The organism is Shewanella sp. BJSY2023SW001 (assembly GCF_047314685.1).
In the GTDB taxonomy this organism is placed as follows: Bacteria; Pseudomonadota; Gammaproteobacteria; order Enterobacterales; family Shewanellaceae; genus Shewanella; species Shewanella indica.
The window spans coordinates 33241-56358 of the sequence record NZ_JBKORF010000072.1 but is presented as its reverse complement, the minus strand read 5'-3'; the positions used below and the strand labels follow the sequence as shown (position 1 = coordinate 56358).

Below are 23118 nucleotides of genomic sequence, written 5' to 3'. Positions count from 1 at the left end.
CCACAGTAAAAAATGCTTAACCTATGTTGTTCTTCAAGAACTATTCTTCAGGACAAGATTGAGCGGCACTTTTCACTACAACTCGGAGTATACTAGGGCAAGTTCAAGTGAATTTGTCAGAATCAACAGGATGGCATTATGACCCAAGATGAAATGAAGAAAGCGGCCGGTTGGGCGGCGCTGGAATATGTCGAGAAAGACAGCATAGTTGGCGTAGGCACCGGCTCTACCGTCAACCACTTTATCGATGCTCTGGCTACGATAAAGGCCGATATTGAAGGCGCGGTTTCCAGCTCTGAAGCCTCCACCGCCAAACTCAAACAGTTGGGGATCCCTGTGTTTGATCTCAATTCAGTAGATAAGCTGTCTGTCTATGTCGATGGCGCCGATGAAATCAACGGCCACATGGACATGATCAAGGGTGGCGGCGCCGCGCTGACCCGGGAAAAGATAGTTGCAGCCGTGGCCGACAAGTTTATCTGTATCGTTGATAACACCAAGCAAGTCGATGTGCTGGGCAACTTCCCGCTGCCGGTAGAAGTGATCCCCATGGCCCGCTCCTACGTAGCCCGTGAGCTGGTTAAACTGGGTGGCGATCCTGTCTATCGTGAAGGTGTGGTAACAGATAACGGCAACGTCATTCTGGATGTCTATAACCTGAAGATACTGAATCCCAAAGAGCTGGAAGTGCAGATTAATGCCATAGTGGGCGTAGTGACCAATGGTCTGTTCGCCAACCGTGGCGCCGATGTGCTCCTGGTGGGCACCCCAGAAGGGGTTAAAACCATCAAGTAAGCCCTAAGCTTAAATGCCAAAAGCCGCCAGCAGGCGGCTTTTTTGTGAAAATATGAGCGAATTGCAGGGCAAGAGCAAAGCAAGAACAGTCGGCTCAGGAGTAAAAAATAGCCAACCAGACAGTAGTTTGCTCCTCGGCGGTCCAACTGACTCTGTGGCGCACATGAGCGGGGATATTGAGCCAGTCCCCCGGGTTCAGGCTCACTTCTGAACCATCTTCATACTGCAGCCGGGCGGCGCCTTGCAGCAACAATACCCATTCATGCTGCGCTTGATCGTACCATTGCCCTTCGGGCGTTACCTGACCGTGGGACAGAATGCGCTCAATTTTAAGATCCGGCGTGGCCAAGAGCGCGTCAAACTGCTCGGCATCAAGCTGCTTGGGTAAGTTGGCAAACAGATTGTTCATCTTGCTCTCCTGCGACATATGAGCCGTTACTCAGCCTATCTCTATCTTAAATAGACTCCCGGTGTGCACTTGGTTTTACTGCCTGTTTTACTGCTTGTTTTACAGGGGCTCCAGCTGCTCAACCAGCAACTGCAGGTTACTGTTGCCGCGAAACTCGTTCACATCCAGCTTATACAGCAGGCGCACATGATTGATGCTGGCATCGGGCCAGGTGTTGAGATCCACATTGAAGGCGATTGCATCGGCCATGATCCGGCCGCACTCAGTCTCCAGCACCAGTTTAAGATGTTTCTCTGCCACCAGTCTTTGCTGCAGAATTCTGAAATGGCCATCAAATAGCGGCTCGGGGAAGGCCTGGCCCCAGGGACCGGCATCTCTGAGCAGCTGCGCCGTATCCAAGGTAAAACATTCAAGCGGCAATTCACCGTCGGAGAACAGCTCGCCATTGAGATCTTCCAGGGTCAGCAGCTCACGGACACAGGTGTCAAAGGCCGCGGCAAACTGCTCGAAGGCATCCTTACGCAACGACAGCCCGGCGGCCATGGCATGACCACCGAACTTGAGGATCATCCCGGGATGACGGGCATTGATAAGCTCCAGCAGATCGCGCATATGCAGCCCCTTGATGGAACGAGCCGAGCCCTTGATTTCAGTGTCGCTGGCTTCGGCAAAGGCGATTACCGGGCGGTGGAACCTGTCTTTAATCCGGGAAGCCAGAATGCCTATCACCCCCTGATGCCAGTCCGGCTGATAAAGGGCGATGCCCCAGGGCTGTTCACTCTCTTTGAGCTGCAGCGCCTCCAGGCTCTTCATCGCTTCTTGCTGCATGCCGGTTTCCAGCTCGCGGCGCTCGGCGTTGAGGCCATCAAGCTCGGCCGCCATTCTTCTCGCCTTGAGCATGTCATCGCACAAGAGAGTTTCAACCCCGAGCGCCATTTCATCCAGCCTTCCGGCGGCATTGAGTCTGGGGCCAACCGCAAAGCCGAAATCGGCGGCCACCAAACGCGCCGGATTGCGGCGGGCCACCTCCAGCAAGGCGGTGATCCCCGGGCGACAGGCGCCGTTTCGCACCCGTTTGATACCCGCGTCCACCAGAATACGGTTGTTGGCATCGAGCGACACCACATCGGCCACAGTGCCCAAGGCCACCAAGTCCAGCAATACGCTCAAGTTGGGCTCGGCCAAGGCATGATTAACAAACCAGTGACGTTTTCTCAGCTCGGCCCGCAGTGCCAACATCAGATAGAAAGCCACCCCGACCCCGGCAATCGACTTGGAAGCGAAGCTGCAACCGGGTTGGTTGGGGTTAATAATGGCATCGGCCTCGGGTAATTCATTGCCCGGCAAATGGTGATCTGTGATGACAACCGTCATCCCCAGCGCCTTGGCGGCCCTGACGCCTTCGATGGAGGAAATACCGTTATCGACAGTGATCAGCAACTCGGCGCCCTTGCCGTGCGCCACCGCCACTATTTCAGGGCTGAGGCCATAACCATAATCGAAACGATTGGGGATCAGATAATCACAGTTTTCCATTCCCATCATTCTGAGCGCCAACAGACACACACTGGTGGAGGTGGCGCCATCGGCATCGAAATCACCCATGATCAGAATACGGCGGTTGGCGGCGATGGCATCGGCCACCAGCTCGGCCCCTTGCTGCAAGCCCAGCATGGTATCCGGCCTGAGCAGACGCTTGAGCACCAGTTCGCACTCGGGAGCCTGAACGCCGCGACTGGCGTAAATCTGTTTTAAAAGCGGGTGCAAATTAGCGGGTAAATGGCTGTCGTCCACCCTGGGACGACGGACGATTTTGTGGATCACTGTGGGTTATTCTTGAAAATGGCTTTGGCGGGCAAGATAACAAAAAGGCGAGTGGGTTGCTCGCCTTTTTGAATGGGATTTTTCGATTACTGCTGAGCACGCTCAAGATTATACAACAACTCTTTCGGTGGCTGATAACCCGGGATCAGGCTGCCATCTTCGAGGATAACCGCCGGAGTACCATTGATGCCGAAACTCATCCCCAGTTGATACTGCCCAGGAATATTGGCATCGCACTTGGCCATTTTGATACTCTTGCCGGCCTTGGCGTCATCCATGGCCTTGTGAGGGTCCTTGGCACACCAAACCGCTTCCATCTCCTCGGCATTGGGTGAAGGCACGCCCTGACGGGGATAGGCCAGATAGCGCACTGTTATCCCCAAATCGTTGTATTCCTGCATCTGGTTATGCAGCTTACGGCAATAACCACAGGTGATATCGGTAAAGACAGTCACCACATGCTTTTCGTTCTTGGCCTTGTAGACCAGCATCTTGTCTTCAAATGGCTTGAGCATCTCAAGTCTTGGGCCTGCAAGCGCCGCCTCGGTGAGGTTTTTCATCCCTTGATTCAGATCATAAACATTGCCATGCAGCAGCTTGGAACCATCTTTGCTGATATAGAGTACGCCACGGTTGGTGATTGCCTGATACAGGCCTGGGATAGGTGAATCTGCCATAGAGATCACTTCAATACCCAAGGTGTCACTGAGCTTTTGCTTCAGTTGATCACCCGGCTCGGAAGCCGCTGAGGCAGCACCGACAAAGGGGGTAACCGCCAGCGCCAGACACAGGGAAAATGCACGGGTTAACTTCATTGGAAATCCTATCTTATTTGGGCCTGATTGGGTTTTATCGTCTTTCATCAGACCGGGCCAGAGGCTGAAAAGTTACAGGCTGTTGTCAGTTAAAGCAACTAATACCATCTTATACAAGAGCTTGCTCCCATCAAACCCCTCTCGGCCATTAGCGTTAAAGCCAAGTAAGTGAATAGCTTGCTGATAGGGGGGAACCTGTTCAACCTCTTGGATGATGCTGTTGATGCAGCGACTGCAACCTGGCATTGGCCACATGGGTATAGATTTGGGTGGTAGACAGCGAGCTGTGCCCCAGCAGCAACTGCACTACCCGCAAGTCAGCGCCATGGTTAAGCAAATGGGTGGCAAAGGCATGCCTCAGGGTATGGGGCGACAACTCAGTACTGATACCAGCCCGCAACGCATAAAGCTTGATTCTGTGCCAAAAGGTCTGGCGGGTCATCATCTGGGCGCGCTTGGAGGGAAACACCACATCACTCTGTTTACCGCCGAGCAGCTCGGCGCGCGCCAACTTAAGGAAGGACTCTATTTCACTGACGGCCACCTCGCCCATGGGCACCAGACGCTCCTTGCCGCCTTTCCCCGTGATCCGTACCAGCCCCTGACGCAGACTCACCTGCTCCAGCGTCAACCCCACCAGCTCACTGACCCTGAGCCCGGTGGCGTATAACAGCTCCAGCATCGCCTTGTCTCTGGCTTCGACCGGATCTTCCCGTATGGGCTCAGCCAACAAGGCATCCACCTCGGCCTCGCTAAGACTGCCGGGCAGTTTGCGCTTGAGCTTGGTGGAGGCGATACGCGCCATAGGATCTTCCGTTATCAGTTGCCGACGCAGCAAAAAACCATAAAAGCGCCGCAAGCTGCTCTTCAACCTGGCGCTGCTGCTCTCGGCTCCCCCTTTATCGAATCGAAAACCGAGATAATCCTGCACCACTTCGCGCCCGGCAGTGCTGAGCGTCAGCCCTCTTCCCTGCAGGTACTGATCAAAATGGCGCAGGTCATTGCGATAGGCAGCCAGTGTGTTGTCGCTCAACCCCTTACTGGACCATAAATCATCGAGAAAACCTTCAATCAAGGGATCCAGGACATAAGCGGATGAAGAAGTCGCGGCCACAAACAATACTCCAATAAAAAACGGCGTCATCAAGGATAACGCCGTCTCGAAATAGACTCCAGCCACTCAGAGCTCTTGCAAAGGACTTAAGGTTAGTTGCTGCGAACTATGCCTTACATCAGCCCGGTAAGCCAATGCAGAGCATAGATGCAACTTGTGAGTGAATACCTTCCTCAGGTCGTTTGCGCTGCCTTAGGGCTGACAAACAGACAGATAATCATCACTGTCAGAGTTGGCGGTAGCCAGGCCATGCCCTCTTCGTAAAGCGGCAAGGTAGACATCACAGGGGCCAGGCTTTCCACCCCTGAAACAAATGCCAACAGCAAACCATTGGGTTCGGCAACTTCAGTCAACGGCTTGAGTGAAGCCACAGTCACCTTAAGCGCATCAAAAATCCCGAAGAACAAGGCCACCGACAGCGCCAGTCTGTGGGCAAATTTCGGATTGCGGAAATACGGTGTCAGGAAGGTCACCAACACCAAAGCAATAGCCACTGGGTAGATGGTCATCAGCACGGGGATACTGATAGCCAGCAGTTGGGTTAGACCTACGTTGGCTACCACGGCACAGATCACGCTGAACAGCACCACCAGAAAGCGATAAGTGGCACCCGGGATCAACTCCTGAAAAAAGTCAGAGCAGGCACTCACCAAGCCTACGGCCGTGGTCAAACAGGCAAGAGTCACCACTGTGGACAGCAGGATAATCCCCATATCACCGAACTCATGAGTCACATAATTGGTGAGGATCTGACCACCGCTCTCTGCGCCCTTGGCCATATCGCCGGCAGTTGCCCCAAGGAAAAACAGTGACACATACACAAATGCCAGCCCGGCAGCGGCCACCAAGGCGGCACGCACCAGATAGCGGGTCTGTAAGCCTGGCTCAGACACCCCTTTGTTACGCAAAATATCGATAATCAGCATACCGAACATCAAGGACGCCAGGGTGTCCATGGTGTTATAACCTTCGATAATGCCTTTGGTCAGCGGATGCTTGATATAGTCGCCGCTGGCGGCCGGTACCTCACTGCCGGGCAGCAAGATCACCGAGACCGCCAGTCCTACCAGCAGCAGAATCAGCACAGGAGTCAACACCTTGCCTATGCTATCCATCAGCTTGCCTGGAAACAGTGCCAGCAGCATAGTCACAATAAAAAATCCCAGGGTATAAAATAGTTGCGGCTTATTCAGTTCAAGTCCAAGGATATTGACTACCGATGCTGGGTCTTGAATGAAAGGCAGCGCACCAATCTCATAGGCCACCAGGCCGGTACGAGGCGCCGCGAAGGCTGGGCCAATAATGATATAAATTGCCACCGCCAGAGCTGTCGCGGCAAAGGCCGGCAACAGCTTCATCACTTTGCCCTGCGCCTTGGCGACAGCTATCAAGCCGGCCAGCGGTAACCCCACGGCGGTAATCAAAAAGCCAATCATGGCCAGTGGCATATTGTCGCCGGCCAGTTGTCCGGCAAAAGGAGGAAAAATCAGGTTGCCCGCCCCCAGGAAAAACGCAAAGGTCATGAATCCCAGGCCCAGGGTGTCACCAAGTGTCAATTGAGTCTTGTGCACTGTATGCCCCATCTTGTTATGTTTTTTTAATAAACTTAAGTGATTGCGACATTTTTAGCTATAGCTGAAATAACAGCCGCCGCGCTCGCCCTATTCGAGTGTAAAGCCTTTATTACAGGTATCCGTGGTAAATTCGGCCCATTCTTGGCGAGTTTATGAACAAATGGCAGGGGTTTTCGCTGCTTTGCTTATCCTAAAACTGTTTTACCTTGATCTAATTCGCAGAATGCTGCGAATTAAGGGGAAACACTAATACCAGACCCAACCAAAGTACGCAATAACACGCCCCAACAGCCGACCAAAAACACAACAGATGCAAATCTCAGGATGAAAAAAAGTTGTTCAAGGTCACACCCAGCCCCAAACGAGGCAACAGACATAGCATTTTGCAAACATTTACTGGCGGCCCAACTTCCCTGCTGGTACGACCTTTAACACTCGCCCGACATCACTAACCTAAAGTGAGCAGCATCCCCTGCCAAAGTATGAACTCCAGCGAAACAAAGCTATGGCAAAGCCTTGGCGAATGATGACTCTTTCGGGATAAAATCACCGCCAAGCATTTTGCTTGAGAGGTTGGGCAGTTAATGGCATTCAGTTTCAAGGCATTTCATATCGAAGATCACGGCTGCGGTATGCCGGTCAGCACCGATGGGGTGCTCTTGGGCGCCTGGGCGCCCTTAACCGGGGCCAAACGAGTATTGGATATAGGGGCCGGCAGCGGCTTGCTGAGTCTAATGGCGGCGCAGCGCAGTGAGGCCGAAATACTGGCGGTTGAGATCGACCACAGCGCAGCCCATGCCAGCAATGCCAACTTCAAGGCTTCACCCTGGTCGAGCAGACTCGCTCTGTTTCAAGGCTCAATTCAGGCCTATTGCGATGAACTTGCCTTGGCAGACTCAGCGCTGTTCGACCATATTCTCTGTAACCCGCCCTATTTCGAAACCGGCCCGCGCTCCAATGACCCCAAACGGGCCACAGCGAGACATACGGAACAGCTGAACTTTGACGAGCTGTGTCTGGCGATAAAGCAGTTGTTAAAACCACAGGGGCAGGCGAGTCTTATTCTGCCAATCCAGAGCCTAGAGAGATTTGAGCGCGCCGCAATTGAGCAAGGTTTGCGACTGGCCGCACGGGTCAGTGTCAGCAGCACGCCTCAAAAGCCCTGTAACCGACAGCTGTTACTGCTTGAGCATGTCAAGGACGGCGAAGCGGTTACCGCGCCGGAAGCCCACTCGGCTCTCTATATCAGAGAAACCGATGGCCGTTATTCAGAGGCCATGGTACGACTAACCCGGGATTTTTACCTGAAACTTTAAACCATTGCTTACAGTAAAGGACTTGGGCATTCGTTGCCAACCAAACCCGGGATCCAAGCCGTTAAGCCGCCACAGACCACAGATGGGATTTATTCACAGCTTCCCAAGCTCCAAGCTGTGCACGGCAACCCAGACAAGGTATACTCCCGCGCATTATTGTTTGAGATGCTTCCCATGCTATTTGAAGATTTTGATCTGGACCATAGGCTTTTAGATTCGCTGAAAGCCATGGGCCACAAGACCCCGACCAGTATTCAACAATTGGCTCTGCCTTTGGCGCTGGAGCAGCGGGATATTCTTGCCCACGCCCCGACCGGCACAGGTAAGACCGCCAGTTTCCTGCTGCCGGCACTGCAACACCTGATTGACTTTCCCCGCCGTCGTCCCGGCCAGGCCAGAGTACTGGTGTTGACCCCGACCCGCGAGCTGGCCAGTCAGGTACACAGATACGCCTGCCATCTGGCGACCGGACTTGGGCTGGACATAAGCATAATCACAGGCGGCGTTCCATACGCCCCCCAGGAAGAAGCTCTGGCCGGTAACCTGGATATTCTGGTGGCGACTCCGGGTCGCCTGCTCGAATACTTGGAGAAGCGTAAGTTTGAAGCCACCGAAGTGGAACTGCTTATCATAGATGAAGCCGACCGCATGCTGGATATGGGCTTCTCTCAGGTGGTGCAGACCATAGCCATAGAAGCACAGGGACGTAAGCAGAACATGCTGTTCTCCGCCACGCTGGAAGGTAGCGGCGTGCGCCGTTTTGCCGGCGAGCTGCTCAATGATCCTGTGTTAGTAGAAGCCGAACCACCACGCAGCGAAAAGGCCAAGATCCATCAATGGATCCACCTGGCCGATAATAGAGAGCACAAGTTTGCTCTCTTGTGCCACCTGCTCAATCAGGAAGAAACCAAACGCGCCATCGTCTTTTGCAAGACCCGCGAAGTGGTCAGCAGCCTGGAAGGCTTGTTGCTGCAGGCCGGGATCCCCGCCGCCTTTATGCGCGGCGATATGGAGCAAAAGAAACGTTTCCAGGCGCTGGGGCGTTTCACCAAGGGGGAAGTCAAGGTACTGTTGGCTACCGACGTCGCTGCCCGCGGCATAGATATCGAAGGCATCACCCATGTGATCAACTATGATATGCCCCGCTCTGCCGACGCCTATGTGCACAGAATTGGCCGTACCGGCCGCGCCGGAGCCAAGGGCACAGCCATCTCTCTGGTGGAAGCCCATGATATGCGGATCCTCAACAAGATTGAGCGCTATATTGAGCAAAAGCTGAAACGGCGGATCATCGAAGAGCTGCGTCCCAAGCACAAAGAAGCCAAGGTGCCGACCAAGAAAAAGGTCAAAACCAAGGATGCCAGCACCAAGAACGGCAAGAAAAAGAAGAAGAAATAAGCAAGGGGCGAACAAGTCCGATGCGTGCTCTACTCAGGCTTACTGACCTGAGTACAAGACATGGTTCGCAGTAAATGGACTAAGTCTTTTGCAAGAACGCCATAAGCTGCGGCTTAAGCTATCGCAAAAAAGGACCTTTGGGTCCTTTTTTGTTACCTGCCTCACAGCCTTCTCACCACTAACAGCTTTTGACACATTTTATTTACAAAAACACATTTATTGGCCGTTGCTTGTCTGGTAATTTAGGCTCAGATCAAGCCGCAAGCATGGATATGCAGAAGATTATGAAGACATTTTTCCGAAGAATAGCACCACTGATCATCATAGTGGTCGCCGTAATTGGTGCCGAACTCCTGATGATGACCAAGCAGGAGCCGGAGCAAAAAGCGGAGGAGATCCCGCTGCCTGTGGTCGACGTGACTCAGGTCGAACAACAGACAATGTCACTCAATCTGCCCTCTTACGGCACTGTGACTCCCAAGTACAAGACTCAGTTGGTCAGTGAAGTTCAGGGCCGAATCCTCAGCATAGCCCCGGCCTTTGTGGCCGGTGGCGTGGTGCATCAAGGCGATGAACTGGCGGTGATAGAACCTTCTGACTATGAGGCCGACCTGATGCAGGCCCAGGCGACTCTGGCCCAGGCCAAGGCAGCATTGGATGAAGAAATCGCCCGTGGCGAAGTCGCCAAGATAGAATTCAGCGGTTATGACAACGGTATGCCACCCGAGCTTGGCTTGCGGGTTCCTCAGTTGAAGAAAGAGCAAGCCAATGTCAAGTATGCCGAAGCGGCACTCGCCAGAGCCAAACGCAACCTGGAACGCACAGTTATCCGGGCCCCTTTCGATGCCATAGTGCGTGCCCGCAGTGTCGATTTGGGGCAATACGTTTCCATCGGCACCAACCTGGGAGAGCTTTACGACACAGCCGTGGCCGAAGTGCGCCTACCGCTGGCCAACAAAGACCTGGCCTATCTGGAGTCGGTGGATAACCCTGATACTCAAGTGACCCTGAGCGCCGCCTTAGCGGGTAAAACCGTGACCTGGACCGGTAAGGTAGTACGCAGTGAAGGGGTGATAGATCCGGATAACCGCATGGTCTATCTGGTGGCCGAAGTGCAGGATCCTTATCTGAGAAAGCAGAAACAGAGCGGCCAACTGCCACTGAAATTCGGCAGCTTTGTCAATGCCGTGATCAAGGGCCGCACCGTCGATGGCCTGGTGAAACTGCCAAGGTATATGGTGCGTAATCAGCATGTGGCCGTGGTAGACAAGGACAACAAGATAGAGATGCGTCACGTCAACGTGGTACGCACAGATCTTGAGTATGTCTACATCAAGGACAGCCTCAAAGATGGCGAGCGGGTTTCCAAAACCAACCTTAACAATATGACCAATGGTCAGTTGGTGCGGGTTGCCAACAGCAAAGATAAAGACGCTTCCCACAGTGAAGATAATGATACTCAGGAGCAGCGCCTGGCTGCGGCGGGTGAACTCTGATGGAGCAGGAAAAAGGAATCATTGCCTGGTTTACCCGCAACAATGTCGCCGCCAACCTCTTGATGTGGGTTTTGCTTATCGGCGGGATCTTCAGCGCCTTTCTGATCAATAAAGAGGTGTTTCCCAGCTTCGAACTCAACTATTTGCGGATCTCGGTCGCCTACCCCGGCGCCGCGCCGCAAGAGATTGAAGAAGGGATCACCATCAAAATTGAAGAGGCGATTCAGGACATCAGCGGCATCAAGAAGGTTACCTCAGTAGCCAGCGAAGGCGTGGGCTCTGTCACCATAGAGGTGGAAGACGGCTATGATGCCAAAGAGGTGCTGGATGAGGCCAAACTCAGGGTCGATGCCATCGCCACCTTCCCGGCCAATATCGAAAAGCCGGATATCTACCGGATCAAGCCGGAAAACAACGTTATTTGGGTGTCAGTCTATGGCGACATGACACTGCACGACATGAAAGAGCTGGCCAAGGAGATCCGTGATGAGATCACCAACCTGCCGGCGGTGACCCGTGCCGAAGTGACCGGGGTACGCGACTATGAAATCGGTATCGAAGTCTCGGAAGATAAGCTCAGAGAGTACGGCCTCACCTTCACTCAGGTAGCGCAGGCAGTGCAAAACACCTCGATAGATCTGCCCGGTGGCTCAATTCGGGCTCAGGACGGTGACATACTTTTGCGCACCAAGGGCCAGGCCTACACGGGAGATGACTTTGCCAACATAGTGGTCAGCACTCGCGCCGATGGCAGCCGGGTGATGCTGCCCATGGTGGCCGAGATCAAGGATGACTTTGAGGAGCGGCTCGAGTACACCCGCTTCGATGGCATGCCGGCGGCCATCATAGAGATCACCAGCATAGACGATCAAAACGCTCTGACGATTGCCGATCAGGTCAAAGGTTTTATTGCCGAGCGTCAGGCCACTCTGCCAAGTGGAGCCAAACTGGACTACTGGGGCGACCTGACCCACTATCTCAAGGGCCGCCTCAACATGATGCTGTCCAACATGTTGATGGGTGCCTTACTGGTGTTCATTATCCTGGCGCTGTTTCTGGATCTGAAACTGGCCTTCTGGGTCATGCTGGGGCTGCCTGTGTGCTTCCTCGGTGCCATGGCGCTGATGCCCATGGAACCTATAGGCATGTCGATCAACATGTTGACTCTGTTCGCCTTTATTTTGGTGCTGGGGATAGTGGTGGATGATGCGATAGTCATAGGCGAGAGTACCCATACAGAGGTTGAGCGCCACGGCCACTCGGTCAACAATGTGATCCGCGGTGCCAAGAAGGTCGCCATGCCCGCCACTTTCGGGGTGTTGACCACAATTGCCGCCTTTATCCCCATGTTGATGGTGCCAGGTCCCATGGGGATCATCTGGAAATCCATCGGCATAGTAGTAATCCTCTGCCTGGCCTTCTCGCTGGTGGAGTCCAAGTTCATTCTGCCGGCGCACCTGGCGCACATGAAGCCCAGCAAACCCAATCCCAACCCAGGGCCATTTGGTCGCTTCAAGCGCGCCTTCAACGACAAAGTGCAGCATTTTATCCACCACAGTTACCGCAACTTTATGGAGCGGATGATCCCCCACAGATATACCCTGGTGGCGGGTTTTATCGGCGTGCTTATTCTGTCGGTCGCCATGGTCACCAGTGGCAAGGTGCGCTGGGTGCTCTTCCCGGATATTCCATCCGACTTTATCCAAGTCAATCTGGAAATGGATGAAGGCAGCTCAGAGCTCAACACCCTGGATGCAGTGCAGAAAATTGAAAATGCCCTCTATGCCATGAACCAGCAGATGGAGTCCGAAATCGGCTACCCTGTGGTGAAGCACAGCTTTATCAATATGAGCAGCCGCACCTCGGCGTTTATCTTTGCCGAGCTGACCAAGGGTGAAGACAGGGACGTGGACGGTGTGACCATAGCCGAGGCCTGGCGCAAACAGCTGCCGGACTTGGTGGCAGTGAAGAAACTCAATATCAATGCCAGCACCAATGATGCCGGCGGCGATATCTCTTTCCGCTTTACCTCCACCGATCTGGAACAATTATCTGCGGCCGCCAAAGAACTGAAACAGCAGCTTGCCAGCTATGAAGGCGTTTATGATATTGCCGATAACTTCTCCTCCGGCAGCCATGAAATTCGCCTCAAGATTCGTCCCGAGGCCGAGGCGTTGGGGCTGACGTTATCGGATCTGGCGCGCCAGGTGCGTTATGGCTTCTATGGCTATGAGGCGCAACGAATTTTGCGCAACAAGGAAGAGGTCAAGGTGATGGTGCGTTATCCGCTGGAGCAGCGCCGCACCATAGGCCACCTGGAGAACATGATGATCCGCACGCCAAACGGCATGGCGGTGCCCTTCTCTACCGTGGCCGAACTGGAGCTGGGGGAATCTTACTCTTCCATAACCCGGGTGGATGGTCGCAGGGCGATTACCGTAACCGCCAACGCCAACAAGGATAAAGTGGAGCCCTCCAAGGTAGTGCAGGAGATCCAGGAGAAGTTTATGCCCGAACTCGAGCGCAAATATCCCCATATTTCCGCCAGCCTCGACGGTGCCAGCCAGGATGAACAGGCCGCCATGGTCGGCTTACTGCAAGGTTTCTTCTTCGCGATATTTACCATCTATGCCTTGATGGCCATTCCGCTCAAGTCCTACAGCCAGCCGCTGATCATCATGTCGGTGATCCCCTTCGGTATGATAGGTGCGCTGTTTGGTCACTTTATTCTGGGGCTATCCATGAGCATTCTCAGTCTCTGCGGCATAGTTGCTCTGGCTGGGGTAGTGGTGAATGATTCATTGATTTTGGTGGACTTCGTCAACCGCGCCCGAGAGCAGGGCCAATCTGTGGTCAAGGCGGCCATAGATTCGGGTTGTTATCGTTTCCGGGCGATTATCCTCACCTCGCTGACCACTTTTGTCGGCCTGGTGCCCATCATCATGGAGCGCAGCCTGCAAGCACAGATAGTGATCCCCATGGCCACCTCTCTGGCGTTCGGTATTCTGTTCTCCACCTTGGTGACCCTGATCCTGGTGCCCATGCTCTATATCATTCTCGATGATCTGACCCACAAGAGCCGAGCCCTGTACCAGTGGTGGTGGCGCCCGAAAGAGGCAGAGGCCCAGATGAATGATCCTCAACATTGATTGGGATATGGAGGGAGCCGAAAGGCTCCCTTTTTATCGGCCAGCAACAAACTCAACTCTATCGCGCCCCGTACCAAGTGGGTGTTTTCTGATCCTGCTAGCATTTTCAACATGGATTCTTGGTTAGACTCGAAGATATATCCTGCATGCCCTATTGAGTCGTTATGAGCAGCACAGCCGCAAAGCAACCCACACTCGTCTATGACATCCGCAACAGCCGCTATCTGAATATTACCGGCCGCTGCACCTTGAGATGTCGCTTCTGCCCCAAGCACAACGGCAGCAAGAGTATTCATGAGTATCAACTGGATCTCAAGGTTCGTCCCCGCGGCAGCGATATCATTCCGCTGCTGGGCGAGGTAACCCGTTTTGATGAATATGTGTTCTGCGGCTACGGTGAGCCAACGCTCAATCTCGACACCTTGCTGGAGGTGGCCCGCGAAATCAAACGCCGCGGCGGCAAGGTTAGAGTCAATACCGATGGCCTCGGCAACCTGTTTCACAGACGCAACATATTACCGGAACTGGCCGAGAGCGTAGATGCCCTGTCGGTCTCACTCAATGCCGACACTGAAGCGGGCTACATCAAGCACTGTCGACCACGGCTGGCGGGCTCCTGGGATGCGGTCAATGCCTTTATCCGCGAAGCGCCCCGTTACATTAAACAGGTACAGGTATCGGCACTCGATGGCCTGGAAGGGGTGGATATCGACGCCTGTCGCAAGATAGTGGAAGACGCCGGTTGTCAATTCAAGCACAGGGTCCTCGGGCAGCTGGGATAATTTAGCTGCCGAACCCTGCCGATGATGCCATAAACCCCGGTCAAAGCCGTCACATAACTGATTTGCGCCTTGCTTGGCCCCATTGTTAACCGCCCGGTGAGCACTCAGTCACCGTCGATGCCCGCCGGATTAATTCGTGTTAACATGAGCGCAATTTTTCACTCCGGAGCCAGCACAGTTCCATGTTCAAAAAGAATACCGGACTCAAAGACACGCCTTTGCTTATCTCGGCTCAGGGTATTCACTGGTCCCAGCAGCGCTTGCTGGCCGTTGCCAGTCAGCTGAGCATGCTGGTGATCACTGTGATACTTATTACCAATGTGTTAATCACATTGGGCGAACGACGTCTTCAGGAAGAGTGGGCGGTGCAAAGATACAGCGAGCTGCAAACCGTCGGCGCCCTGCTGGCCGATAAAATCTCCTTCCAACAGTTTCGCACCCAAATGTTTGCCAAGTCCGAGTATCTGCGACAGTACCTGGATAATCCGGGGCACAAGGAATATCAGCGCCTGTTAACAAGCTGGGACAGCCTGAAGCGTAGCACCCCCGAGCTGCTGGATCTGGCGCTGTTTGATGCCGACGGCAAGTTTCGGATCGCTACCAGTAATACCTTCGGCAGCATGTCGATGCCGCCGGCACTCTTGGGCAACAAGCATAACCTCGGAAGCCAGGATATTTATACCTCGGCATTAGAGTTTGCCCCGATTGGCGGGCGTCTCGAACCTTACATCTATCAAGTAGCCCGATTGGAAACTCAGGATCAGACTGTGCGCGGTTATCTGGTCACCTACAACTCCATGTTGCAAATGCTGCAGGCGATAAAACCCGCTTTCTCCAGCAATGCCTCACCGCTATTGCTGTTTGACAATCAAGGCCTGCTCTATGCAGGAGCATCGGATCTGGAGCCCTTGGCAAGGTTACCGGAAACCATGGGCAGCAGCATAAGACAGAGCTACCCGGCACTGTGGAGCAAGATGGCCGCAAGCAACTTTGGCCAATTCCACGGTGAAGACGCCACCTTCGTCTACCTCAAGTTGCAGTTGGCCTCGCCCAATGATGCCAAACGTGAATATCTGCTGCTTTCCTATATCCGCAATCACGATATCGCTTCGCGCTTTTTCCAATGGCGCAATATGCTGTTGGCCTGTGCCGCCATACTGACCATTCTGGCGACCGCGGTTATTCTGCTGACCCATATGTTCCGCCTTGAACAACGTGCCAGGCAAAACAGCATTGAGTTGGCCCGTGGCCTGTTCCGCTCCAACCTGGGTTGTGTACTGGTCAATCCCAGTGGCCGTATCGTCAGCGCCAACGCCACCGCGGCCCGTATTCTGCAACTCGAACAAGATGAGCTGCCGGATCGCAGTTTGCAGCGGATCCTGCAGTTGGAAGATGAGCTCTACTCATCAATGAAGCAGCAACTGGCAGATATCGGCGAGTGGCGCGGTGAGGTGCAACTCGAGTCACTGGATAACGCCCAACTCAGACTGCATATCCGCCGTTACTATGCCAGCCGACAGACTTATCTACTGATTACCCTCGAGGATATCGGCGAACTGAAACAAGCCCAACAGGAAGCCTTCCTCAGTAAGCTGTTGACCGGCAGCAATGTTGCCACCGCCCTAACCACGCCATCAGGACAGTTGCTCAAGGTCAACGACGCCTTCGATAAGCTAATGCAGCTCAATGGCGATATCAGCCATAGTCTGGCGGCTCTACTGGAAAACGATCTTGGCAACCAGTGGCAAAGAATAAGCCAATTGGTAAGTATGCAAGGCCAGTGGCAGGGGCAGATCCTTTGTACCCAGCGTCATGGCAGTTGCCTGCAGGCCACGCTCAAGGGCTATCTGGATCAAGACGGCGAGATTGAGTATCTGGTGTGCACCCTGGAGCAGGCAACCCCAAGAAGTAAAGTTGAAGCCAGTGGCGATCTGGTGCCTCACCGCAGCACCATCCTGGTGAATCTCAGAGATCTGGATCGCTACTTCAAGTCCATGTCCGAAGAGGAAAAACTGCAGGCCAGTCTGCTTCTGATGGACATCAGCCCAGAGGGCATGCTCAGTCATATGAGTGATATTGGCCAGTTGGAAAACCGCCAACATGAGGTGGAGATGCAACTACTCAGGGATCTGCCCAACAGCTATCAAATGTCCCACTGGCAGTTGGGAAAACTCATTATCATATTGCCGGAAACCGATGCCAACCAGGCACACCACTATGCGGTCAAGGCACTGGCAAGCCTAAATGAAAACGGCTTGGCCGAAGGGATCAGTATAGGCATAGCCGCCTATCTGCCGGGCCAGAGTCTGGAGCAATTCCTCGGCAATGCCGAAGTAGCACTAAAACGAGCCAAGCAGACCGGTGAGCAGAATATCTGCCAGGCCTATACCCGCCAGCTCTAATATAAGTTGCCTTTGATACTAAAGAGTTGCTGTCTACGGCGCGGCTTTTTGCAGCGCCGACTACTGAGTACGGCTTAAGCGACAACTGGCCTTGATATACAGAGCGTCCAAATAAAACAGCAGGCCTAAGCCTGCTGCCTCAATTATCTCTATGAATCGCTTGAATGGGCGTCACTTAAACGGGATTTTAAGCGGCGTAAGAGATACCCGGATCGGACAACAACATAACAGCACTGCGCCCCAGGAGATCGTTGATCATCTGCTCGCCCTTATCCCCCAGCTCTATTTGGGCGTTTTCTCTGGCCATGGCTACGGCACGAAATAGAGTGATCTCTGGATTATTGTATCCACAGAGACTAAAGAAAAGCCTCAATACCGCCCTATGCTCTGCTTGATTAAGCGCCTGCATCCAGGAATGCTCGAGTGCTCCAACACTGGAAAAATCCAGAGCGGCCAGAAACAGTCGACCAATACGCACATCTAACCTTGTTAAAAAATCAATTTTGCGCGGAAAATGATGACTAATCCCCGTGCGGCTAATCCCCGTTGCTTCAGAAAGTGTTGTATAAGACATAGCCTCAAAGCCAATAGTTAAGATCTGTTTGAGAGCTTCGTCCATAATCTGATTGATAGTCAGCTCAGTCTGAGCCTTTGAACGCTTGGCCATTCTTGTTTGCCTCTTATCCCTTTTGTTTTTATTGCCAACGAGCTTATCAAAGGGATAAAGAGAATACTGCCAAAAATAGGGGTGCTAACAGTGTTTTTCACTTTCGTTCAGCAAATGTTCAGCTAAGAAAACTGAAAAAAATGCTTATTTTTCACATTATTGCAACATACCCTCTTTAAACAACAAAATATTGGCGCTTTCGGTTCCCAGCAACTGTTCCAGGGTGGGTTGCAACACTCTACCCAACTGCTCACGACGCCAAAACATGTAGCTGGGAAGGACTTGCCGACGGTTCCGAGAAAAAAGATGCTGCAGTAAGCTGGAAAATTCCGCCACTTCGTCCTGAGAATAACCACTGATGTTCGGATAAAAATCGAGCACAAATGTTGCAAAATCAGTAAATCCTGCGATTTCTTGCTGTTCATATTTTTTTAACACTTGTATCAGATACAGTGGACTCCAGTGTGACAAATTGCCGATATCAGAAATGACGGCCAGGTTGCGACGATGGTATTGTTGCCACACAAGTTCCAGACTGTTCCATTCTTTAGCACAACGCCAAGCGAGATAAGTATCAGCCAACCACTCATGCTCCAGTTCAGACAACTCGGCAGGCAAAACATTTCCTTGCAGACGCTTTACTTCCAAATGTCCCAACTCATGCCAGAGAGTTAATTGCGGCTGATGCCGCAACACCAGTTCATGATTTTGACCATTCCAGATAGCAGTTTGACTTTGAGGGATATATTGCGGTGCCCAGAGAACCATGCCGGCAATTTTGTCATCTTCGACGGGCAGAGACATGGCGCCTCTCATCCCCAAAGCATCGAAGAAAGCTTGTTGAGACAGGGGCAATTGCCGCTTGACCCTATCGGGGAGTTGCTGCAGACACAGTGGCAGTTCCGATGGCGGGCATATCAAGGCTTGTTTTGGACCCACATCGGTCCAAAACAAGCTTCCCGATAGCAACGCCGCCATCAACATCAGGATTTGGTCATAATATTCTGAATGATAGCTGTGGTGGAGATACCATCTTCGAATCCCAGCACCTTGACACTGCCACCGGCAGCGATCACCTCTTCACCTCCGGCTATCTCTTCCACCCGATAGTCTCCGCCCTTGACCAGGAGATCCGGCAACAATCTGGAAATCACCCGCTGCGGCGTATCTTCGCTGAAAGGCACTACCCAATCGACGGAAGCTAACCCTGCCAAAACAGCCATCCGCCGCTCCAAGCTGTTGACCGGACGTCCTTCGCCCTTAAGACGTTTTACCGAAGCGTCGTCATTAACCGCCACTATCAATCTATCGCCCAAAGCCCTGGCTTCTTTGAGATAACTAACGTGCCCGGCATGGAGTATGTCAAAGCAACCATTGGTCATCACCACTCGTTCGCCTCTGAGCTTGGCTTGCTGAATGGCGTACAGCAGTTGATCTTCGCTGACCACCCCAAAGCCCGATTCCCCCTGATGTAAAGCCAAAGCCTCAATGAGTTCAATACGACTGACAGTGGAAGTCCCCAGCTTACCAACCACCACACCTGCGGCGCTATTAGCAATAGCGCAAGCTTGCGGCAGGTCGCTGCCAGCCGCCAAAGCAGTGGCAAGCGCCGATATCACAGTATCTCCGGCACCTGTCACATCATAGACTTCCCTGGCCATAGTCGGGATATGCAACTCATCTCCTTCACTGGTGATAAGTGTCATGCCCTTCTCCGAACGAGTAACCAGAATCGCCCCCAGTTGATGCTCACTAATCAAGGCCTGCGCCTTGGCTACCAAATCGGCCTCCGAACTAACAGTGCCCACGACAGCCTCAAACTCATTCATATTGGGGGTGATCAGGCTGGCTCCGGCATAACGACCGAAATCACTGCCCTTGGGATCCACCAAGACACTGATCCCCTTTGCTCTCGCCTTGGCAATAAAGGCCTGAGGCTCAAAGATGGCCCCCTTGGCGTAGTCAGACAATACCAGTACCTTGCAATCATCCAACAAAGCCTCACTCTGCGCCAATAGCGCCTGGCTCTGTTCCCGGGCAAAGGTCTCTTCAAAATCCAAGCGGATAAGCTGTTGATTACAGCTCAGCACGCGCAGCTTAGTGATCGTGGGTTTATCTTCGACCGTCAACCACTTAGGCTCCACACCTAAAGCACTGATGCCCATATGCAGGGCTGCTGCGGCCTCATCGGCACCAACAATACCGGCCAGTTGCACCGACCCACCCAGCGCCGCGATATTTAGTGCCACGTTGGCTGCTCCGCCGGGCCTATCCTCTATTTGATTGATTCGCACCACAGGTACAGGCGCCTCGGGTGAAATGCGGCCGGTTGAGCCACCCCAGTATCGATCGAGCATGACATCACCAACGACCAGAACCTTGGCTTTTTCAAATGGGGGCAGAGTTACCTTCATAACGAACTTGTCTTCTTAGGGCCAAATAAACCCTAATTGTACCTAATTTTCACAATAAATTGGGTTAGAATATGCGGTAATTTTTCCAGTAAACGGGTTTATCGTTTTGGTAGAGAAAGCGCAATTTTCCACTCACTTGTATCATCCTAAATTCTGGTTGCTGTGGCTTGCTGTCGGTCTGGCCAGGCTGACTCTCCTGCTGCCACTTAAATGGCAAATGAAGCTTGGCAGCACCTTCGGCCTTGTGGCAATGAAGCTGGCCGGAAGCCGGGTCAACACCGCCAGACGCAACCTGGAGCTGTGTTTTCCACAAATGAGTAACGCGGAGCGGGAAAACCTGCTTAAGCGTAACTTTCAAGAAACCGGCAAGGCCATTTTCGACACTATCAACGCCTGGTGGTGGAACAACGACAAGGTGCAAAAGCACATGCAGATAAAGGGCCAGGAGCATGTAGAGCAGACACTGGCTGCCGGTCAAGGGGTTATTCTGTTTGCGGTTCACTGCTTGCCGCTGGAAATGGGCGCAAGAATATTCGGCCAATTTCAGCCCGGGGTTGGTGTGTATCGCCCCCATAACAATCCTGTAATGGAATACCTGCAGGTAAAGGGGCGTTTGCGTTCAAACAAGGCGCTGGTTCCCAAGCGGGATCTTAGGCAGATGGTGCGTTGCCTGCGTAACCCTGATGTCATCTGGTATACAGCAGATCAGGACTTTGGCCGCTCCAGTGCCGTCTTTATCCCCTTCTTCGCCGTTCCCGATGCCGCCACCATTACCGGCGGTACCACCTTGGCCAAGCTGGGTAAAGCCAAAGTGCTGCCTTTCTTTGTCGAGCGCAACGCCGACGATACGGGTTACAACATAGAGATCCAGGCGCCACTGGATAACTTTCCCGGCGAAAATGAGGTGGAAGACGCCAAACGCGGCAACGTCATTGTCGAGCAGCTGATCAGCCGTAACCCGGCGCAGTACATGTGGCTGCACCGCAGGTTCAAGACCCGCCCCACTGAGAGCACGCCCTCGCTCTATTAAGAAAATAACCGTAAAAATGCCGACTCAGGGTCGGCATTTCTTCGCTTTTTTTCAGTCTTCAGAGGGCAATCTCAAACCAACCCGGCTGACAGTCCCTTCCTGCACCTCGGCGACAATCCAGTCCAGCCCTTGCCAGAGGAATTGATCTCCCACTACAGGGTGACTGCCAAGTTGTTGCTGCAGTAAGTCGGCAACCCGCATCTGCTCATATTCGGGTTCCAGCTGCATGCCGTAAATAGGTGCCATATCGGCCAGCATCACATCCACTGAAATAAAGAAGTCACCAAAGAAGCGGGGCGCCTCGCGTTTTTCTGGCGCCTCACTGAACAGCTGACTCAGAGGCTCCAAATCGTCCTCTTGCCCCAGCACACAAAGAATGTCATCGGCCATCAGCCTGGTACTCCCCGAAGGATGCAACAGTTCGTTATTGCGAAATACCGCGGCAATCCGGGTTCCCGCCGGCATGGCAAGGCGCCTCAGAGGTTCACCGATACACCATTTGTTTTCACTGAGGCGATAGACAAATATCTCCCATTCACTGGTGGGATAAATTTCCACCCCGGCGCGGGATATGGGTGCCGGTTTGGGGGGCAACTCCACCTTGGCCAGCTGCGCCGCCTTGGATAAGGTACTGCCCTGCAGCAGCAAGGAAACCATCACCACGAAGAAGGCCAGGTTGAAGTAAAGCTGCGCCTGTGGCAGCCCCGCCATCATGGGAAATACCGCGAGAATAATGGGTACGGCGCCGCGCAGCCCAACCCAGGAGATAAACCATCTGTCTCTGTCATGGAAGCTGCGAAACGGTAGCAAACTAAGCCAAACCGCAATCGGCCGCGCCAGAAAGATCATCCCAAAGGCCAGTGCCAAACCCGGTAAGGCGATATCTTTCAGATCCGATGGCGTCAGCAAGAGTCCCAGTACCAGGAACATGCCTATCTGACTGAGCCAGGTCATACCATCAAGGACGTTGAGAATCGAGTGTTTGCCACGGGTCGCCTTGTTACCGAGAAACAGACCCACCAGGTAAATAGACAGAATACCACTGCCTCCCAGGGCATTGGAGATAGCGAAGATCATCATTGCGCCACTCAGCACCAAAATGGAGTAGAGTCCTTCGGGCAATTGATTGCGATTGATAACCTGCCAGAGCAGCCAACCGCCGCCGACACCGAGGATCCCGCCCAGGCCAAACTGTTTGATAAAGCTCAGTGCCAGATAGCTGCCCGAGAGTTCATCGCCACTGCTGCCGAGAATAGCAATCAGCGTCACGGTCAAAAACACGGCCATGGGGTCATTACAACCGGATTCTATTTCCAGTGTCGAACCGACACGCTCGTTCACGTTTTTGCCTTTGAGCAGGCTAAATACCGCCGCGGCATCGGTCGAACCAACAATGGCCCCCACCAACATGCCCTGAAGTAAGCTGAGATCAAACAGCCAGGCAGCCAATAAACCTGTCAGCGTGGTGGTTAACGCCACCCCAAAAGTGGCCAAGGACAAGGCCGGCCACAATGCCACCCTGAAACTGGCAACCCGGGTACGCATGCCACCATCGAGCAGAATAACAGCCAGCGCCAGGTTACTGACCAAATAAGCCACTGAATAGTCATTGAATACTATGCCGCCTGGGCCATCTTCACCGGCAAAGATACCCACCGCAAGAAATACCACCAAAATAGGAATACCGAGTCGCGACGACACCGGGCTGAGCAATACACTGACTGCGACAAGCAAGGCCCCGACAAGGAAAAAGCTGTTGATGATATCTGCGTTCAAATGACCCTCCAGTTGAAAATGCGGGGAAGCTAATAAAAGAGAAACCTGACTCTAATGAGACTCCGGAAAACACGTGGGTTACAAACGGAATTATATCATTAATTAGGGTTATTTTTCAGTAGAAACAGTTGACTTATTTTCGCTTTCAGCGAAAAAG

General features: G+C 53.2%; 17 protein-coding genes. 8 read left to right on the top strand and 9 right to left on the bottom strand.

Features of this window, described 5'->3' with window-relative positions:
• Window positions 1–138: 138 nt before the first annotated feature.
• A complete protein-coding gene (gene rpiA, locus ACMHXH_RS16500; RefSeq protein WP_025008999.1) occupies window positions 139–795 on the top strand; it encodes a ribose-5-phosphate isomerase RpiA in 657 nt (218 codons plus the stop codon).
• 94 nt (window positions 796–889) lie between these two features.
• Here the strand turns inward: rpiA and ACMHXH_RS16495 are convergent, their stop codons facing one another.
• The 5 genes from ACMHXH_RS16495 to brnQ all read right to left on the bottom strand — a co-directional run bounded on the left by ACMHXH_RS16495 (window position 890) and on the right by brnQ (window position 6540).
• The gene (locus tag ACMHXH_RS16495) at window positions 890–1204 is read right to left on the bottom strand and encodes a cupin domain-containing protein (protein ID WP_039034552.1); all 315 of its coding nucleotides are present in this window, start codon (window positions 1202–1204) and stop codon (window positions 890–892) included.
• 99 nt (window positions 1205–1303) lie between these two features.
• Window positions 1304–3028 carry a single-stranded-DNA-specific exonuclease RecJ gene (recJ, locus tag ACMHXH_RS16490; protein WP_039034551.1) on the bottom strand — a complete coding sequence of 575 codons (1725 nt, stop codon included), beginning with the start codon at window positions 3026–3028 and terminating at the stop codon, window positions 1304–1306.
• Window positions 3029–3114: 86 nt separating this feature from the next.
• Window positions 3115–3843, bottom strand: coding sequence for a bifunctional protein-disulfide isomerase/oxidoreductase DsbC (gene dsbC / locus ACMHXH_RS16485; RefSeq protein WP_039034550.1), 729 nt, complete (start codon window positions 3841–3843; stop codon window positions 3115–3117).
• A gap of 199 nt (window positions 3844–4042) precedes the next feature.
• Window positions 4043–4987 (bottom strand): site-specific tyrosine recombinase XerD, encoded by a 945-nt coding sequence (xerD, locus tag ACMHXH_RS16480; protein ID WP_233962966.1) that lies wholly within the window; start codon window positions 4985–4987, stop codon window positions 4043–4045.
• A 143-nt stretch (window positions 4988–5130) separates the two neighbouring features.
• On the bottom strand, window positions 5131–6540 hold the full coding sequence (brnQ, locus tag ACMHXH_RS16475) for a branched-chain amino acid transport system II carrier protein (protein WP_071475464.1): 1410 nt from the start codon (window positions 6538–6540) through the stop codon (window positions 5131–5133).
• A 575-nt stretch (window positions 6541–7115) separates the two neighbouring features.
• Here brnQ and ACMHXH_RS16470 point away from each other — a divergent pair.
• The 6 genes from ACMHXH_RS16470 to ACMHXH_RS16445 all read left to right on the top strand — a co-directional run bounded on the left by ACMHXH_RS16470 (window position 7116) and on the right by ACMHXH_RS16445 (window position 17074).
• The gene (locus ACMHXH_RS16470) at window positions 7116–7847 is read left to right on the top strand and encodes a tRNA1(Val) (adenine(37)-N6)-methyltransferase (RefSeq protein ID WP_071475463.1); all 732 of its coding nucleotides are present in this window, start codon (window positions 7116–7118) and stop codon (window positions 7845–7847) included.
• A 174-nt stretch (window positions 7848–8021) separates the two neighbouring features.
• A complete protein-coding gene (srmB, locus tag ACMHXH_RS16465; RefSeq protein WP_162206455.1) occupies window positions 8022–9245 on the top strand; it encodes an ATP-dependent RNA helicase SrmB in 1224 nt (407 codons plus the stop codon).
• Window positions 9246–9526: 281 nt separating this feature from the next.
• The gene (locus ACMHXH_RS16460) at window positions 9527–10741 is read left to right on the top strand and encodes an efflux RND transporter periplasmic adaptor subunit (RefSeq protein WP_234501156.1); all 1215 of its coding nucleotides are present in this window, start codon (window positions 9527–9529) and stop codon (window positions 10739–10741) included.
• On the top strand, window positions 10741–13890 hold the full coding sequence (locus ACMHXH_RS16455) for an efflux RND transporter permease subunit (RefSeq protein ID WP_039034547.1): 3150 nt from the start codon (window positions 10741–10743) through the stop codon (window positions 13888–13890). The genes ACMHXH_RS16460 and ACMHXH_RS16455 overlap by 1 nt, the downstream gene beginning before the upstream one ends.
• 164 nt (window positions 13891–14054) lie before the next feature.
• Complete coding sequence (locus tag ACMHXH_RS16450; protein ID WP_039034546.1) at window positions 14055–14672, top strand: TatD family nuclease-associated radical SAM protein; 618 nt, start codon at window positions 14055–14057, stop codon at window positions 14670–14672.
• A gap of 182 nt (window positions 14673–14854) precedes the next feature.
• Window positions 14855–17074, top strand: a complete 2220-nt coding sequence (locus ACMHXH_RS16445) for a PAS domain-containing protein (RefSeq protein ID WP_335908585.1) — start codon at window positions 14855–14857, stop codon at window positions 17072–17074.
• Window positions 17075–17261: 187 nt separating this feature from the next.
• On the opposite strand, the gene ACMHXH_RS16440 is transcribed toward ACMHXH_RS16445, so the two are convergent.
• The 3 genes from ACMHXH_RS16440 to hldE form a co-directional block, all read right to left on the bottom strand.
• A complete protein-coding gene (locus tag ACMHXH_RS16440; protein ID WP_071475461.1) occupies window positions 17262–17741 on the bottom strand; it encodes a TetR family transcriptional regulator in 480 nt (159 codons plus the stop codon).
• 156 nt (window positions 17742–17897) lie between these two features.
• On the bottom strand, window positions 17898–18725 hold the full coding sequence (locus ACMHXH_RS16435; protein ID WP_335912425.1) for a hypothetical protein: 828 nt from the start codon (window positions 18723–18725) through the stop codon (window positions 17898–17900).
• Complete coding sequence (gene hldE / locus ACMHXH_RS16430) at window positions 18725–20155, bottom strand: bifunctional D-glycero-beta-D-manno-heptose-7-phosphate kinase/D-glycero-beta-D-manno-heptose 1-phosphate adenylyltransferase HldE (RefSeq protein ID WP_039034542.1); 1431 nt, start codon at window positions 20153–20155, stop codon at window positions 18725–18727. Before hldE ends, ACMHXH_RS16435 begins: the two co-directional genes overlap by 1 nt.
• Before the next feature lie 106 nt (window positions 20156–20261).
• Between hldE and lpxL the strand changes: the two genes are divergently transcribed.
• Window positions 20262–21185, top strand: coding sequence for an LpxL/LpxP family Kdo(2)-lipid IV(A) lauroyl/palmitoleoyl acyltransferase (lpxL, locus tag ACMHXH_RS16425; RefSeq protein WP_101095374.1), 924 nt, complete (start codon window positions 20262–20264; stop codon window positions 21183–21185).
• Window positions 21186–21236: 51 nt separating this feature from the next.
• Here lpxL and ACMHXH_RS16420 read toward each other — a convergent pair whose 3' ends face one another.
• Window positions 21237–22961, bottom strand: coding sequence for a potassium/proton antiporter (locus tag ACMHXH_RS16420; RefSeq protein ID WP_039034540.1), 1725 nt, complete (start codon window positions 22959–22961; stop codon window positions 21237–21239).
• Between the last annotated feature and the right edge of the window lie 157 nt (window positions 22962–23118).